This is a genomic window from Kitasatospora sp. NBC_01560 (assembly GCF_045208415.1).
Taxonomy (GTDB): Bacteria; Actinomycetota; Actinomycetes; order Streptomycetales; family Streptomycetaceae; genus Kitasatospora.
The window spans coordinates 5,624,419-5,640,543 of the sequence record NZ_CP109364.1 but is presented as its reverse complement, the minus strand read 5'-3'; the positions used below and the strand labels follow the sequence as shown (position 1 = coordinate 5,640,543).

Sequence of the window (16,125 nt, the reverse complement as noted above, 5' to 3'; positions counted from 1 at the left end):
GCGCCACCGAGCATCGCCCCGTTGACAGCGGCTGGTCAACGGCCCTCGCGGCGCCCGTTCACGGGTGTGAACGGGCCCGCCCAGCTGTGAACGCCGCCCCGGAATCCCCGGCGCCCCCGGCCCCGACCGGTGACAAACCGCCCTCCACATGTGAATATTCACGACCAACCGGAGCCCACCCGGCCCGACCGCCGTGGAGGCCGCCATGCAGCGCAGCGAACAGGCCGACCTCGCCACCGCCCTGCGCACCGGCCCCTTCCACCTCGCCCTGCGCACCGCCATCGCCGCCCGCGGCCTCGCCCTGCACCGGCTGCGCCTGCACCTCGCCCAGCGCGGCATCCACGTCGGCGTCACCAGCCTCAGCTACTGGCAGCAGGGCCACCGGCGCCCCGAACGACCCGAATCCCTGCGCGCGGTCGCCGCGTTGGAAGAAGTCCTGGACCTCCCCGAGCACTCCCTCACCCGGCTCCTCGGCCCCCGCCGGGCCACCCCCGCCGACCCGGCCGGCCCGCCCGTCCGCCCCTACCGCGACCTCATCGCCCCCGCCACCGCCGTCGACGACCTGCTCGCCACCATCGCGAGCCCCCGCGACACCGGCCTGCACACCATCACCCACATCGAACGGATCCGGGTCGGCGCCGACCGCCAACTCCTGCGCCGTGACTCCCAGCACGCCCTGCGCGCCCACCGCGACGGTATCGACCGCTACCTCGCCCTCTACCAGGGCGACCCCGGCTGCGACATCACCCGGGTCGGCGTCCGAGCCGAGGAGAACTGCCGCCCCGGCCGCATCCGCCGCGACCCCGCCCACGACCTGCTCGTCGCCGAACTCCTCCTCGACCGCCGCCTGCGCGCCGGCGACACCCACCTGCTCGGCTACGGCTTCGACGACGCCCCGTCACCCACACCCGGCTGCGAATACGTCCGCGGCTTCAACTCCGGCGCCGGGCAGTACGTCCTCCAGGTCACCTTCCACCCCGCCGCCCTCCCCGTCCGCTGCCACCGCTTCGCCCAGCACTCCCCCGGCGGCAAACCGTACGAGACCGAGGAGCTGACCCTCGACGGCCACCACTGCGTCCACCTGGTCGCCTCCGCCCTGCAGCCGTGCCTGCTCGGCATCCGGTGGGACTGGGAGTAGCGGAGGGGTCAGTGGGACCAGTAGGGGTCGTCGACAGGGTCGTTCCCGGCCGCACCGGTCGAGCCCGGCGACCGATTCGCCAAAGGAGGCATCGGTCCGTACTCCTGCTCCGGCCGGTAGCGCACGCCGAACAAGGATGCCTCGAAGGCGACCCCGTCGTAGGGCGCGTCCTCCGCACGCGGCCCTCTCGCGGTGAGAGTGAGGAGCGGGGCACCCCCACTGCCGCAGCTGAGCCTGACCCACCGGTGACCCGACGGGTACGAGTCCGCGTACTTCTCCGGCTCGCCGCAGTTCGGCCAGGCTCGCCTGACCTGGTCGAACAGCACCGGAAGTTTCGCCACCGCGATCACGTTCCGGGCGCCGACGCGAGCCGTGACGTTGGACACCAGGCTCGGCTCACCGTCCCAGTGGTCCTGTTCACGGTCCACCCAGTAGTGGCCCCCTGCATAGGTCAGCGCAGGCGATATCCCGTCCATCATGGTGCGCAGCGCCGTATTGATGCGTGCCTCGGCCTCGCCGGCGGACGAGTGCCCCGTCAGACGCCGGTCCCGCAAGGCCATCGGCCCGTACCCGTTGTAGAAGAGGCCGGTCCCGGTCGTCAGGACTGCGGCTGCCACGAGGAGCGCCACCACCGTGGTCTTCCGGCGCCGGCTCATCGCCCCTCCACCAACTGCACATCGCAACCCCGGGTGACGATGTCGGCGATGTTGCCCAGTGAAGGGCCGCCGTTCTCGGGAGTCAGGTACTTGGTGTGCATCCCGATCACGTCCGATGCGTCTCCCCCGTCGCTCACGGAGAAGCGCTTGCCTCCGAACGCGGAGCTCGCCGGGTCCGTCCCGTACCATCCGTCGTCCGGGTTGAAGAGTTCGTGCGTGCCCCAGCCGATGATCGGACCGCTGGTGACGGTGATCAGGGCATCGCTCTTGGTCGGGGTGTGGGTGATGGCATCGTTCGACGCCGCGCCGGCCCAGACATGACCGGGCATTCTCAGGTCGGACGCCTTGTCGACACCAACCCCTGGGCTGCCGATGAACACCACGTCGTCCGGCGGTGTGTACGGCCCTCCAGGCGTGGTGGAGAGCTTGGTGGCCTGACCGACCACGTACGAGCCGTAACTGTGACCGATCGACGTGATGTGCGGCTGATCGCCGCCCTGATGGCTCGCCCGCACGCCGCTGAGGAATTTGGCGTAGGCCGGGGCACCCTTGTCGCCGGCTCCGGTCAGGGCTGCTCCGGCGTCAAGCCCTGGTGTGTCGTAGCCGAGCCAGACGATCGAGGCCACCGAACCGCCCGCCGGGACCTTGGCGTTGGCCGCCCGCCAGAGGTTCAGCGTGTTCTCGGCCTCGTTGGTCCCTGGTGACCAGGTGCCCTTGGGTCCCAGGGACGAGGGATAGGTCGTGATGCCCGGGACGTACGAGGAGATGTCGGTCGCGGTGTCGGGGTTGCCGAAGGAGACGATCGCCCGCCCCTGGCCGTCGTTCCCGATGCCCAGGAGGAAGTCCTGTGGTCGACCGTCACCCTTGAGGCGGTCGTCCTCCTTCAGACGCTCGCTGATCGGGAACAGCTTGTTGTACGTCGCCTGCTCACCGGCGGTCAGCGGTCTCCTCCCCTTGGCCGTCACCAGATCTTCGAGCGTCTTCGCCAGGTACGCCCGGTTCACCTGGTCCCGGACCGGGGCCGGGATGCCGTCGAGGTTGCCGATCGCCTCCGGGTGGTGGTCGACGAACCATTGCCGGCCCGCCGGGTCGAGGCCCTGCCACCAGGCGTTGATCTGCGTCGGGGTGGCGTCCTTCCCCGGCATGTCCTTGCGGTAGCCCGGGTTGTTGAGGTCGCCGAACTGCTGGAGGTACGCGTCCGCGTTGGCCGTCCTGAGGTCCAGGCCGGACTTGTCGGTGGCGCGGCCGGTGAAGCGCCGGAGGTCGGCGGCGAGGCCCTGGTCGGCCTGGGTCGCCTCGGTGAGGGCGCCGGCGATCCGCTTGCCGATCTCCTCGGCGGCCGCCTTCTGCTTGTCCGCCCAGTCGGCCGCCTGGTACGGGTTGGTCGAGGCGCTCCAGCTGACGGTGCCGTCGTCGCCGACCTTGAGGTTCTTGACGGCGGCGTCGGTGAGCGCCTGCCGCAGTTTGGACTGCGCGAGGGTGAAGGTGTCGGCGTGGTCCCGCAAGGTGCCTTCGATGCAGGACAGTTCGACGTCCGCCGCCTGGAGTTTGTCGGTGGTCGCGTCGAGGGACTTGGTGGCCGCGTCGGCCGCGCCGCCCGTCCAGCCGGAGCCGTGCACCCGGTCGGCGGTGCCGCTCTTCCAGTCCGTGGTGTGCTGCACGTACGCCTTGTACAGCTGCCCGTAGGCCTCCGCCGCCGCGTACAGCTCCGCCGGGTCGGCGTTCCTCAGGCCCACCAGATCCATGTTCCAGCCCCCCAGCTGTCACTCACCCGCACTCGCCCCGGTACTCACCGCTACCATAGCGCGCACAGCCGTCAGCACAGCCGACAGCACGGTCGAGGGGGAGACAGTGGCCGGAGGAGCGGGATTCACGGTGCGGCCGGACGAGTTGTCCGCCGCGGGTACGAATGCGCAGACGGTGGCCGGGAAGGTCCCCGAGGAGACGGCGAAGCTGGCCGCGCCGAGCGACCGGGCGGCCGCGGCGCTGCCGGGTTCGCTGAGCGGTCCGGCGCTGCACGACTGCTCCGCCGCCTGGAAGGCACTGCTCGACGGGCTGGCCGGGGACATGCGGGCGGCGGGCGGCAATCTGCTCACCACCGCCCAGAACTACCGCACCAGTGACCGGTCGGCGGGTGGTGCACCGGTGGCGGAGGGCGGGGGCGGCGATCCGTTCCGCACCAGGGTCCGTCAGTCGCCCGGGGTCCACGCGATCGACTGACGGGCCGCGGGCGCCGGCCACCACGTGGGCCGGCTCCAGCCGGGCCGGGCGGCCCGGGTCGGGCCGCCGTTCAGTCGTGGAAGTCCAGGACGAGGCAGTCCTCGACGGGCCGGTATCCGATCTGCTGGTAGATCGAGTTGCTGGTCGGGTTGGCCAGATCGGTGTAGAGCAGCACCTCGGCCGCGCCGCGGGCGAGGAGGCTCTTCGAGACGGCTGCCGTGACGCCGCTGGCGTAGCCGCGTCCGCGGGCGCCGGGCGGGGTGTAGACGGGGCCGATGCGGGCCATGGCGGCGATCACCGGGCTGTGGCCGGCCATCGCGACCGGGCGGCCGTCGTCCTCCCAGAGGTGGAGCAGGCCGGCGGCGATCCGGTCGTCGACGGCCGGGCCGGCGGGGACCGCCCGGACGCCGGCCTCGGCCGCGAACTCGCCGTACCAGCCGATCAGGAGCTCGCGGTCGGCCGGGCCGGCGGGGCGGTGCCGGCCGGCCGGCGGCCGCGGCGGGTCGGCCGGCTCGCCGAGGCGGTAGAGCCGTTCGGTGGTGCGGACGGATGCGCGGGCCCCGCCGGCCGCCTGCCAGGCGGCGGAGAAGGCCCGGACCGCCGACGTGCCGCCGGACACCCCGGGGACGTCGTTGAACCCCGGCCCGGCGGCGGCGAGTTCGGTGGCGAGCTCGGCGGCCGCCGGGCCGGGCATCGTGCCGAGGCGCACTTCGTAGGGCGGCGTCCAGAGGAAGGCCCCCTCGACCGGGCCGCCCGGTGCGCGGCGCAGGTACCCGAAGGCGGGGGTGCCCGCGCCGAAGGTGTGCGGGCCGCGCCGGACCAGCCGGTCGACGGCCGTGAGCAGCACGGTGTTCTCGGCCGGGCGCGCGCCGAGGAAGGCACCGGCGTGGGAACGGAATTCGTCGAGCGAGGTGGTCAAGGTCCACGTCATGGCCCATTCTCGCCCGTCCGGCGGCCGGGCCACCACCGCATTACCGGGCGGGGCCGACCGGCTCCGTCCGGGCGCCGAGCCGCTCGGCCAGCGCCGCCGGGTCGGTGGTCGGGGCGTCGCAGGCGAAGTGCCGGCAGACGTAGGCGGCGGGCGCCCCGCCCACCAGCGGCCGCCCGGCCAGCAGCGGCACCTCGTCCGGGCCCACGGCCGCGCCCTCGCCCCCACCTGCACCCGAAGGAGAACTCGCCTCGCCGACCGCGACCACCGCACCGGGCGCCGTCCCCAGCAGCGCCGCCCGGTGCAGCGCGACCGTCGCCGGCGCCCCGGCCGGACCGACCACGGCGACCTCGCGCGGCCCGTCCGCGAGCGCCTCCGCGACGGCGAGGCCCCAGCCGATGAACCGCGGCGCCCGGGTGGCCAGCGCCCCGACGATGCCGAGCGCCCGCTCGGCGGCGGTGCGGTGGCGGGCCGACCCGGTGTACGCGGCGTACGTGAGCAGGGCGCCGGCCGCGGCCGTCCAGCCGGACGGGGTGGCGTTGTCGGTCGGGTCCTGAGGGCGCCGGATCAGCTCCTCGGCGTCGTCGGCGGTGTCGTACAGCGAGCCGGTCGCCTCGTCGGTGAAGTGCTTGAGCACGGTGTCCAGCAGCCCGCCGGCGAGCTGGAGCCACGAGGCCTCACCGGTGACGGCGTACAGCGCGAGGAAGCCCTCGGCGGTGTCGGCGTAGTCCTCCAGGACGCCGGCGTTGGCGCCGGCCCGGCCGTCCCGGGAGGTGCGCAGCAACCGGCCCTCGGGGGTGAGGTGGACGGCGAGCAGCAGGTCGGCGGCGCGCTCGGCGGCCTCGACCAGGTCGGGGCGGTCCAGCAGGGCGCCGGTCTCGGCGAGCGCGGCGACGGCGAGGCCGTTCCAGGCCGCGACCACCTTGTCGTCCCGGGCGGGGGCGGGCCGGGCGGCCCGGGCCTCGAACAGCTTCGCCCGGATCCGCTCGGCGGCCTGCTCGTCCTGCGGGTCGGCGAGCAGTTGCAGCACCGAGGCGCCGTGCTCGAACGTCCCCTCCGCCGTCACCTCGTACAGCTCGGCCGCGAGCGCGGCGTCCGCCTCGCCCAGCACCTCGGCCAACTGCGCCGGCGTCCAGGCGTAGTAGGCGCCCTCGGTCTGCTTCCCGGTCGCCCCGTCCAGGCTGTCCGCGTCCAGTGCCGAGGCGAACGCCCCTTCCGGGGTGCGCAGTTCGCGCAGCAGGAAGTCGGCCGTGGAGAGCGCCACCCGGCGGGCGAGCGGGGCGCCGGTGGCCCGCCACAGGTGCAGGTAGGCCCGGAGCAGCAGCGCGTTGTCGTAAAGCATCTTCTCGAAGTGCGGTACCACCCAGCCGGCGTCCACCGAGTACCGGGCGAAGCCGCCGCCGAGCTGGTCGTGGATGCCGCCGCGGGCCATCGCCCCGGCCGTCCGGACGGCCATCTCCAGGGCGGCCTCCGAGGAGGTCCGGGCGTGGTGGCGGAGCAGGAACTCGATCACCATGGGCGGCGGGAACTTGGGCGCGCCGCCGAAGCCGCCGCGCCGGGCGTCGAAGTCCCGGCCGAGCGCGACCAGTGCCTGGTGCAGGTCGGCCTCGCCGGGCGGGTGGACGCCGCCGCCGACCGCGTACACCGAGGCCCGCTCGGCCAGGTCGGTCCGGATCCGGGCGGCGACCTCGCCGACCTCGTCGCGGCGGTCGCACCAGGCGGCGTCGACGCCCTCCAGCACCTGTCGGAAGGACGGCATCCCGTGCCGGGGCTCGGGCGGGAAGTACGTCCCGAAGTAGAACGGGTCCTTGTCGGGGGTCAGGAAGACCGTCATCGGCCAGCCGCCCTGGCCGGTCGCCGCCTGCACGGCCTCCATGTAGACGGCGTCGACGTCGGGCCGCTCCTCGCGGTCGACCTTCACCGCGACGAACCGCTCGTTCAGGTAACCGGCGGTGTCGTCGTCCTCGAAGGACTCGTGCGCCATCACGTGGCACCAGTGGCAGGCCGCGTACCCGACCGACAGCAGCACGGGCACCCCGCGCCGACGGGCCTCCTCGAACGCCTCCGGCCCCCACGGCCACCAGTCGACCGGATTGTCGGCGTGTTGGAGCAGATACGGAGACGTCGCGCTGGCGAGCCGGTTCATACCGGCATCGTCCCACGAGCCGGGGCGCAGGCGCTGCAACTGACATCCGGGTTCCCCGACAGGAGCCACGACCACCCGGGTCGGCGAGCAGGACGTTACGAGCACGAGACGGTCGACCGCGACCTGTCCCGGGTCCGGAACGCATCCGACTGGGTGGGGTCCCGCGGTCACGACCGGCAACCCGAGCCTGGACGAGGGCCTGGCCGCGCCGCTGCGGGGCGAGTGGCCGTGCCGGCGCGCAGGAGGCCGGCCACGGACGTCTGCGCGGACCAGGCCTGGATCGTGCTGCGGGAGGCCGGGCCGGCCCCGGCTGACCACCGAGCAGCTGATAGCGCGACCGGGCTGAACGCCGGCCAGGAGTACGGTCCTGGCCGGGGCCCGCTCCCGGAGTCTGCTCCCGGGCGCGGTTTCGTCCTGGGTGCGGACGAACTCCCCTGCCCCCGAATGGTCCTCTTGATCAAGGCCGGGAATCACCGGCGCCATTCATCGGAGGGGTCCTCTCGTGTACGAGCATGCACCGCACAGCCGCTTCCCGCGCTCCCGCCGGGGCGGCCGGCACCGGGCGGTGGCGGTCGTGACCGCCGTGGCCGCCGGGGTCATGGCGGCCGGGGCGCTGGCACCGACCGCGGCGTTCGCGGGCGGTCGGCCGGACAGCGTCCAGTCGAGCCTGAACAAGCTGGTGAAGGACGACGGCATGCCCGCCGCGCTGGCCTCCGTCAAGGGCCGCGACGGCCGCACCCGCAACTACACCGCCGGCGTCGGCGACCTCGCCACCGGAGCCAAGGTCCCCATGGACGGGCAGGTACGGATCGGCAGCAACACCAAGCCCTTCACCGCCGTCGCCGTCCTCCAGCTCGTCGCCGAAGGAAAGGTGGGCCTGGACTCCCCCGTCGAGACCTACCTGCCGGGTCTGCTGCGCGGCGACGGCATCGACGGACGCAACATCACCGTCCGCCAGCTGCTCCAGCACACCAGCGGCCTGCCCGAGTACGTGGACACGGCCACGATCCTCGACGGTGCGACGCGGTACTACGAACCGCGTGAACTGCTCGACGCGGCACTCGCCCAGAAGGCTCACTTCGCCCCGGGCACGCGCTGGGAGTACTGCAACACCAACTACCTGATGGCGGGCCTGATCATCCAGAAGGTCACCGGACGGCCGCTCGGTGAGGAGATCAACCGGCGCATCGTCGACCGCGTCGGCCTGCGCCACACCTACTTCCCCACCCCGGGGGACATGAGCATCCACGAGGCCCACCCCAAGGGTTACCACCAGGAAGCCGACGGCTCGTTCCGCGACTACACCGAACTGGACCCGTCCTGGGGTTGGGCGGCGGGCGCCGTCGTCTCCACCAGCAGCGATCTCAACTCGTTCTACGCCGCGCTCCTCGGCGGCCGACTCCTGCCCGCGGCGCAGCTCGCCGAGATGCGCACCACCGTCCCCGCCGACGAGGTGGCTCCGGGCGTCCGCTACGGGCTGGGCCTGATGAGCCGGCCACTGTCGTGCGGTGGCGTGTACTGGGGCCACGGCGGGACCATTCCGGGCTACGACACCGCCGGGGGCGCCACCGATGACGGCCACGCCGTCAGCATCACGGTGACCATGATCCCGGGTGACGCGGTCAAGCAGCACGTGGCGGCCACGGTGGACTCCGCCCTGTGCCGCTGACCCTCCCCGATCCGACCTGAGCGTCCACACCGGTGCGACCAGCGGGTTCTGCGCGCAGCTGCGCGCAGAACCCGTACACCCTGCCAATTCCCCCCTCCAGCAAATGAGTTCCTCCGTGAACGAGCACATACAGCACAACCGGGCCGACCGACGCCGCCGCGTACGGCGCGGGTTGGCGGTGGCCGTGGCCGCCTGCGCCGTGGCGGCCGGGGCGCTGGCACCGACCGCGGCGTTCGCGGGCGGTCGGCCGGACAGCGTCCAGTCGGACCTGAGCTCCCTGGTGAAGGACGACGGCATGCCCGCCGCGCTGGCCTCCGTCAAGGGCCGCGACGGCCGCACCCGCAACTACACCGCCGGCGTCGGCGACCTCGCCACCGGAGCCAAGGTCCCCGTGGACGGGCAGATACGCGCCGGCAGCAACACCAAGCCCTTCACCGCCGTCGCCGTCCTCCAGCTCGTCGCCGAAGGAAGGATCGGCCTCGACGCGTCCGTCGAGACCTACCTCCCCGGCCTGCTGCGCGGCGACGGCATCGACGGACGCGACATCACCGTCCGCCAGCTGCTCCAGCACACCAGCGGCCTGCCCGATTACATGGAAACCCCCGCACTCCCGGACTTCACCACGATCCGGTACCGCTACTTCGAGCCCCGCGACCTCCTTGACAGCGCCCTCGCCCAGAAGGCCCGCTTCCCCGCGGGTACCAGCTGGGAGTACAGCAACACCAACTACATCGTCGCCGGACTCCTCGTCCAGAAGGTCACCGGACGGCCCGTCGGCGAGGAGATCACCAAGCGCGTCATCGACCGCATCGGCCTGCGCCACACCTACTTCCCCGCTCCCGGGGACACCCGCATCCACGAGGCCCACCCTCACGGCTACTACCGCAGCTCGCCGGACGCGCCTCCGATCGACTACACGGAGATGGACTCCTCGGCGGCCTGGGCGGCGGGGGCGATCGTCTCCACCAACACCGATCTCAACTCGTTCTACGCCGCGCTCCTCGGCGGCCGGCTCCTGCCCGCGGCGCAGCTCGCCGAGATGCGCACCACCGTCCCCGCCGAGCTCCTGGGCCCGGGGGTCCGCTACGGGCTGGGCATACAGAGCAAGCCGCTCTCCTGTGGCGGCCTCTCCTGGGGCCACGGCGGGACCACCGCGGGCTACCGCTCCCGCAACGGGGTCACCGACGACGGTCGCGCCGCCGCCATCACGGTCACCACCATCCCGGGCGGGGTCGGCGCGCAGCACATGGCGGACGCCCTGGACGCGGCCCTCTGCCGCTGACTCACCCCTCGGCGCGTACAGGGTGCCGGATACCGGGCGGACGGCCTCACGGCTTCCGTGGACGGGGGCCGCGAGGCCGTCCGCGAAGTACCGCTGCCGGAATCGGCGTACCCCAGAGGTCGCTCGGACAGGCGCGGTGCCGGCACCCCAACAGCGGGACAGGCACGGGCCTTGGCAATCACGGAGTCGCGACGTTCCCGGGCCACCGGGGAGAGCTGCGCCTTGCCCAGGCCCCGGCAGTCACGGAACGTTACAACAACTCCGTGATCGCCGGGGCCTCCTGCCTGCTTTCCTGCCGGGACACCCGTCCACGCCTGTCTGCGCGACGTCTCGGCCGGGCTCGGCCCAACCCTGCCCGACCCGACCCGCTTCAGCCCGCCGGGTTCGCGCTCCGGGCCTCCACCAGGCCCGACTCGTAGGCCGCGATCACCGCCTGGGCGCGATCGCGGACACTCAGCTTGGCGAAGATGCTGGTGATGTAGTTCTTGACCGTGGAGACACTGATCCCCATCGTCGACGCGATCTCGGCGTTGTCGAGGCCGGTGGCCAGCAGGTGCCACACCTCGATCTCCCGGGGCGTCAGTTCACCCAGGTCGGACACCGGCACCGGCGACTGCGGCAGGCGGGGCGTGGTGACGTAAGTGGAGATCAACCGGGTGAGCAGGCGCGGCGCCACCGCCGCCTCCCCGGTGTGCACGGTGCGAACGGCCGCGGAGAGCTCCTCCGGGGATACGTCCTTGGGCAGGAACCCGGAGGCGCCTGCGCGCAGGGCGGCCACCACGTACTCGTCCATGTCGAAGGTGCTCAGCGCCAGGACCCGGCACGCGGGCAGCTCCCGCACGATCCGCTCGGTCGCCCGGACCCCGTCGAGAACCGGCATCCGGATGTCCATCACCACGACGTCCGGCCGGTGCCGGTGCGCGAGGTCGACCGCTCGCTGCCCGTCGTCCGCCTCGGCCACCACCTCGAACGCCGGGTCCGGTGCCAGGATCAGGGCCAGGCCCCGCCGCACCAGCGGCTGGTCGTCCGCGATCAGCACCCTGATCCGCTCCTGGGTACCCGTCATCCGAGCCGTTCCTCTCCGCCGGCCGGCGCCACCGGCAGGTCGGCCACCACCCGGAAGCCACCACCGTCGACGGCGCCGGCCACCATGCTGCCGCCCTGCAGCGCGACGCGTTCGCGCATGCCGATCAGACCGTACCCGGCGCGGCCCGCCCTCGGTCCGGCCGCACCGCCCGCCCCCGTCACGGCTCCCACCAGGGTGTCGGCCGGCGCGGCGGCGCCGTTGTCGGACACCTCGACGGTGACCCGGTCCGGGTGGTACGTCAGCCGGACCCGTGCCTCGGCCCGGCCGGCGTGCTTGCGGGTGTTGGTGAGGGATTCCTGGACGATCCGGAACACCGCCAGGCCGGTGCTCGGCGGCAGCGGACGCTCCTCCCCCAGGACGGCGAACTCCGTGGGCAGACCGGCCCTGCGGGACTCCTCGACGAGCTCTGCGAGGTGCCCGACACCGGGCTGCGGCGCGGACGGCGCCCGGTCCGCCTCCTCCGGCCCGTCGTCGGCCCGGAGCACATCGAGCAGTTGGCGCATCTCGCGCAGCGCCATCCGCCCGGAGCCCTCCAGCGTGACCAGGGCGTCGCGCACCACCTCGGTGTCCCGCCCGAGGTTCGCCCTGGCGCCGCCGGCCATCAGCTGCATGGTGGTGATGTGGTGGGCCACGATGTCGTGCAGCTCCCGTGCGATGCGGCGCCGTTCCTGCGCCACCGCCCGGTCCGCCAGCAGCCTGCGCCTGACCTCCACCTCGTGCTGCCAACGCTTGAGCACCTCGGCCGCGACGATGACCAGCGCCGCAGCGAGCACGTTGGCCGTCACGTCCCCCACCGGAGGGGGCAGCGGATGCCCCCGGCCCAGCAGTGGCACGGCGATCGCCAGCAGGGCGGCCGGCGCCGCCACCGCGGTGCCGCGGGAGCGGGCCACGGCGAACAGCGCGACGGACAGCGTGCAGTTGAAGTGGTGCGGCACCGACCCGCTCAGGTTCAGTGCCACGCCGAGGAGCAGCACGACCGCCAGTGACGCCAGCGGGTAGCGGCGCCTGGTGAGCAGCGGCATGGCCGCCAGTACGAGCAGGACCAGCGCGGTCAGGGCGATCGGCCGGCTTCCGTCCGGACCGCCGAGCGTGTAGCCGAGGAGGTCCAGGCCGGCCGCCCCGACGGCCAGCAGCGCGTCACTGGCCGTCCAGGGCAGGCCGTCGGCTCTCGGCGACGGCGGCAGGGGCCGGTGGTACGTCGACATGCTGGTGCTGGTCCTTTCTGTGGCTGGTCGGCGCGGGCCTTCGCCGGTTCACCCGCGACCGTCGTCCGTGAGCCGTGTGCCGTTTCCGCAACGGCCCGCGGTCCCCGGGGGGGGGAAGGCGCCTGCGGTCCATTGTCGCAGCGGCTCCCGGCCCCGGGCAGGCACCCCGGACCGATCCCGACCAGGCCCCTGGTCCTGGTCAGGGCCGTGTACCGGGCCCAGCTCCCGACGGCGTTCTCCTCCCCCGCTCCGACGAGAACGCCCGGTACGCCGTGATGGTCTGGAGACGTGCCGGAACTCCCCGGCTACAGCACCGCAGCCGGAGGACATCGTGATCCGCGCCCTGACCGGATTCTCCACCAGGAATCCGTGGAAGGTAATCGCCGTATGGGCGGTCCTGGGAATACTCCTGACCGTCCTGAGCCAGACCTTGATCTACCGGGTGACCCAAACGCAGACGGCCGACTTCCTGCCGAAGAGCTACGACTCGGCCGCCGCCATGAAGATCGCCCACGACCGCTTCGGGACGAAGCCCGACGCCAACCCGGTGACCGTCCTGGTCGCGCGGACCGACGGCCGGGCGCTGACCCCCACGGACCACGAGCAGATCGACGCCGGGGCGAAGCGGCTGAGCCGCTTGAAGGTCACGATGCCCAAGCCCAAGGACGCGGCACCCCTCCAGCGGGACTACTCGCAGATCCCCCAGGTCAGTTCGGCCATGACGGCACCTGACGGAACCTTCGAGCTGCTCTCCGCCAACCTCACCGGAAACCCCGCCGACCCGGGCCTGGAGAACACCTTCCGGGCGTTCCGGGACAACGCCCGGGCGGAGTTCGCCGCCCAAGGCCTGCGAACCGGCTTCACCGGCGCACTCGCCGACCAGGTCGACTCCGCCGACGACGGGAAGACCCTCGCGACCATCGCCTCCGCCTGCACCGTCGCCCTGATCGTGCTGCTCCACCTCCTCGTGTTCCGCAGCGTCCTGGCCGCCCTGCTGCCGCTGGTCTCGATGGCTCTCATCAGCGGTGTGGCCGCCGGCGCGGTCGTGGGCACAGCGCTGCTCACCGGCATCAAGCTCGATCCCTCCGTACCGAGCCTCATCACCGTGGTGCTCCTGGGCATCGGCATCGACTACTTCCTGTTCCTGATGTTCCGCTTCCGCGAACAGCTGCGGGCCCGACCTGATCGCCACCACCGCTCCATCGCCGCCGAGGTCAGTCAGAAGGTCGGCACCGCGATCACCTCGGCCGCGCTGACCATCGTCGCCGCCTTCGCCACCCTCGGGGTCGCCAGCTTCGGACAGTTCCGGGTGCTCGGCCCGGCCGTCGCGGTCTCGGTCCTGGTCATGCTGCTGGCCGGCCTCACCCTGATGCCCGCCGTGCTCGCGGCCTGCGGGCGCAAGCTCTTCTGGCCCTCACGCGCCCTCAAGGCCGAACCCCGCGAGGGCGCTGCGGCCCGGTTCGGCGAGCTGGTGGCCCGCCGGCCGCTGACCATGGTCCTCGCCTCGCTCGCCCTCCTGGGCGCCCTGGCCGGCGGGCTGGCCGGGATCAAGATGGACTACGGCCTGGGCGGCGGCCCCCGCACCGCGTCCCAGAGCACCGCCATCGAGATCTCCCGCGCCCTGCCCGCCGGCGTGGCCGACCCGACCAATGTCTACGTCGAAACCAAGAATGCCGGTCCGCTCTCCCCCGGCTCGCTCGACGGCCTGACCCAGCACCTCACCCGGGTCGCCGGGGTCGGCCAGGTGGCCAAGCCGGTCCTGAGCGAGGACCGGCAGGCCGCGCGGATCGACCTGTTCCTCACCGCGGACCCGCAGTCCCAGCAGGCCCGTGACCTGGTCTCCGGCCCGCTCCGCGCAGCCGTCGCCCAGAGCACACCCGCCGACCTGACCGCGCACGTCGGCGGCACCCCGGCCGTCTTCGCCGACGTCTCCACCGCCGTCGACCACGACCTCCGGCTGGTCTTCCCGGTCGCGGCGGTACTGATCGGCGTGATCCTGCTCCTGCTGCTGCGCAGCCTGCTCGCACCGGTGATCCTGATGCTCTCCGTCGGCCTCGGCTTCGCGGCCACCCTCGGCGCGGCCGCCCTGCTGTTCCAGCACGCGATGGACAAGCCGGGCGTCAACTTCACGCTGCCGCTGGTCCTGTTCCTGTTCGTGGTCGCGCTCGGCACCGACTACAACATCCTGATCAGCGACCGGATCCGGGAGGAGATGGAACACCCCGGGCCGCCCCGGGCCGCGGTCGCGCGCGCCCTGCGGCACACCGCCCCGGCCATCGCGACGGCGGGCCTCGTCCTGGCCGGCTCCTTCGGCAGCCTCGCGGCGACCCCGCAACCCTCCACCCAGCAGATCGGCTTCGCCACCGCGCTCGGCATCCTGCTCTCCGCGTTCCTGCTGTCCATCGTGCTGGTGCCCGCCATGGCCGCGATCCTCGGCCGCAGCCTGTGGTGGCCCGTGCGCCCCGAACGCACAACCACCCGACCCACCGGTCGGCACCACACAGGCACGACGCCGTCGCCGCAGTCGCCGCCCCCGTCCCAGTGGCCCGCGCCGCAGCACCAGGACACCTACCTCTAGAAGACCGATGCAGGACTTGGTGCGGTCCGGGCCGCCGCCGTCAGGCGGTGGCCCGGATTTGCCAGGTGGTGCCGCCGTGGTGGAGTCCGAGGTTGATCAGGGATCGCCGCAGCGACCCAACGAGAGCCATAGTGCCCCTGGGCGCTCCGACGAACGAGCCATTCGAACTCCACAGCAGCACGGAGCACGCCTTTGCAATGATCGGACCACTTCTAGGCGGGACCGAGCTGGGGGAAGACACCGATGACCGATTCCGCGCTGGGCAACGGCGAGGAAGAGCCTCTGGGGCGAGCCTCCTACCTGATCGAGGGACGGCGAGTTCTGCTCTCCGACCTTGTCAACGCGGGCCTGCTGAACCCCGGGACACAGCTCACGTTCTGGCGTAAGCGCTCCGGAGAGGCACACCGGGCCCGAGTGGCCGAGGACGGCAGGATCGAGCTGAGCGACGGCCGGCGTTTCAAGTCCCCCTCCACAGCAGCTGCCGCGGCCACGGGGCGAGGACCCTACGACGGGTGGACCTCCTGGGCACTGGACGACGGCACCCTGTTGGACGTTCTGAGGCAGGCGCTCCTGGATACAGCGGCGGAGCTGCCGCCTTCCGGCGATGTCGCGGCCGACGGATCCGCCGCCCGTCACTCCCGGTTGAAGGACGCCCGAAGGCAGGCGGACGCCGACACGCCGATCACCCTCACCGTCCGGGATCTGCTGGGCTGGTGGGGGGCCTCCCGGCGCGGCTACTTGGTCACCGAGCAGGTGACCACCGAATTGGCCAACCACGGCCTGTCCACCGTGCCGGACTTCGCAGCCGTGGGGATCGACGACCGGGTCGCCTTGACCGGACCCTCCGGGGAAACCGAGGACGTGGAGGAGAAAACGGCTGAGCAGGAGCCGGCGACGGGGCAGGGGGAGCCGAGGACGACCGGCGCACCAGGGCCCGGGACCACATCCGGCGACGAAGAGGACAGGGGCGAGCCGATCCAGGGACAGACGGTCGGCAACCTGCCCTCAGCACTCAAGGGAGTGGTATCTGTGCCCTCCTCGGCGAGCTTCGAGGAGGTGTTCACCAAGATGCGGCTCAACGGGTACTCGCAACTGCCGGTGCTGAACGGACCTCGGATTCTGCTGACGTGCAGCGCTTGCCCGCCCCCGGGGCGAGCGCTGCGACGGAACTGCCTCCCGTGAACAGGCGCGGAGCACTGAAAGCCCACATCCTGTA

The 16,125-nt window shown here is 72.6% G+C and carries 12 protein-coding genes; 6 read left to right on the top strand and 6 right to left on the bottom strand.

Features of this window, described 5'->3' with window-relative positions; all coding sequences use genetic code 11:
- Positions 1-205: 205 nt before the first annotated feature.
- The gene (locus tag OH807_RS24680) at positions 206-1,138 is read left to right on the top strand and encodes a hypothetical protein (protein ID WP_406202601.1); all 933 of its coding nucleotides are present in this window, start codon (positions 206-208) and stop codon (positions 1,136-1,138) included.
- Between the two features lie 8 nt (positions 1,139-1,146).
- On the opposite strand, the gene OH807_RS24675 is transcribed toward OH807_RS24680, so the two are convergent.
- Positions 1,147-1,794 (bottom strand): hypothetical protein, encoded by a 648-nt coding sequence (locus OH807_RS24675; protein ID WP_406202599.1) that lies wholly within the window; start codon positions 1,792-1,794, stop codon positions 1,147-1,149.
- The gene (locus tag OH807_RS24670) at positions 1,791-3,530 is read right to left on the bottom strand and encodes an alpha/beta hydrolase (protein ID WP_406202597.1); all 1,740 of its coding nucleotides are present in this window, start codon (positions 3,528-3,530) and stop codon (positions 1,791-1,793) included. The genes OH807_RS24675 and OH807_RS24670 overlap by 4 nt, the downstream gene beginning before the upstream one ends.
- Before the next feature lie 184 nt (positions 3,531-3,714).
- On the opposite strand from OH807_RS24670, the gene OH807_RS24665 reads away from it, so the two are divergent.
- Complete coding sequence (locus OH807_RS24665) at positions 3,715-4,014, top strand: hypothetical protein (protein ID WP_406202595.1); 300 nt, start codon at positions 3,715-3,717, stop codon at positions 4,012-4,014.
- Between the two features lie 70 nt (positions 4,015-4,084).
- Here OH807_RS24665 and OH807_RS24660 read toward each other — a convergent pair whose 3' ends face one another.
- Together OH807_RS24660 and OH807_RS24655 are read right to left on the bottom strand one after the other, a co-directional pair.
- On the bottom strand, positions 4,085-4,945 hold the full coding sequence (locus tag OH807_RS24660) for a GNAT family N-acetyltransferase (RefSeq protein ID WP_406202593.1): 861 nt from the start codon (positions 4,943-4,945) through the stop codon (positions 4,085-4,087).
- 40 nt (positions 4,946-4,985) lie between these two features.
- A complete protein-coding gene (locus tag OH807_RS24655; protein ID WP_406202591.1) occupies positions 4,986-7,088 on the bottom strand; it encodes a thioredoxin domain-containing protein in 2,103 nt (700 codons plus the stop codon).
- A gap of 502 nt (positions 7,089-7,590) precedes the next feature.
- On the opposite strand from OH807_RS24655, the gene OH807_RS24650 reads away from it, so the two are divergent.
- Positions 7,591-8,757, top strand: coding sequence for a serine hydrolase domain-containing protein (locus tag OH807_RS24650; protein WP_406202589.1), 1,167 nt, complete (start codon positions 7,591-7,593; stop codon positions 8,755-8,757).
- A gap of 115 nt (positions 8,758-8,872) precedes the next feature.
- Entirely contained in the window at positions 8,873-10,039 is a 1,167-nt protein-coding gene (locus OH807_RS24645) for a serine hydrolase domain-containing protein (RefSeq protein ID WP_406202587.1), read from the top strand.
- Between the two features lie 370 nt (positions 10,040-10,409).
- On the opposite strand, the gene OH807_RS24640 is transcribed toward OH807_RS24645, so the two are convergent.
- Together OH807_RS24640 and OH807_RS24635 are read right to left on the bottom strand one after the other, a co-directional pair.
- Positions 10,410-11,105 (bottom strand): response regulator, encoded by a 696-nt coding sequence (locus OH807_RS24640; protein ID WP_406202585.1) that lies wholly within the window; start codon positions 11,103-11,105, stop codon positions 10,410-10,412.
- Positions 11,102-12,331: a sensor histidine kinase gene (locus tag OH807_RS24635; protein WP_406202583.1), complete on the bottom strand. Its 1,230-nt coding sequence runs from the start codon at positions 12,329-12,331 to the stop codon at positions 11,102-11,104. The genes OH807_RS24640 and OH807_RS24635 overlap by 4 nt, the downstream gene beginning before the upstream one ends.
- Before the next feature lie 442 nt (positions 12,332-12,773).
- Between OH807_RS24635 and OH807_RS24630 the strand changes: the two genes are divergently transcribed.
- Both OH807_RS24630 and OH807_RS24625 read left to right on the top strand, forming a co-directional pair.
- Positions 12,774-14,909 (top strand): MMPL family transporter, encoded by a 2,136-nt coding sequence (locus OH807_RS24630; protein WP_406202581.1) that lies wholly within the window; start codon positions 12,774-12,776, stop codon positions 14,907-14,909.
- Between the two features lie 243 nt (positions 14,910-15,152).
- A complete protein-coding gene (locus tag OH807_RS24625; protein ID WP_406202579.1) occupies positions 15,153-16,091 on the top strand; it encodes a hypothetical protein in 939 nt (312 codons plus the stop codon).
- Positions 16,092-16,125: the final 34 nt, after the last annotated feature.

Coding starts and splice junctions, on each gene's coding strand:
- OH807_RS24655 (WP_406202591.1), bottom strand. CDS start 7,088: ATGAACCGGCTCGCCAGCGCGACGTCTCCGTATCTGCTCCAACACGCC.
- OH807_RS24635 (WP_406202583.1), bottom strand. CDS start 12,331: ATGTCGACGTACCACCGGCCCCTGCCGCCGTCGCCGAGAGCCGACGGC.
- OH807_RS24680 (WP_406202601.1), top strand. CDS start 206: ATGCAGCGCAGCGAACAGGCCGACCTCGCCACCGCCCTGCGCACCGGC.
- OH807_RS24675 (WP_406202599.1), bottom strand. CDS start 1,794: ATGAGCCGGCGCCGGAAGACCACGGTGGTGGCGCTCCTCGTGGCAGCC.
- OH807_RS24640 (WP_406202585.1), bottom strand. CDS start 11,105: ATGACGGGTACCCAGGAGCGGATCAGGGTGCTGATCGCGGACGACCAG.
- OH807_RS24660 (WP_406202593.1), bottom strand. CDS start 4,945: ATGACGTGGACCTTGACCACCTCGCTCGACGAATTCCGTTCCCACGCC.
- OH807_RS24625 (WP_406202579.1), top strand. CDS start 15,153: ATGACCGATTCCGCGCTGGGCAACGGCGAGGAAGAGCCTCTGGGGCGA.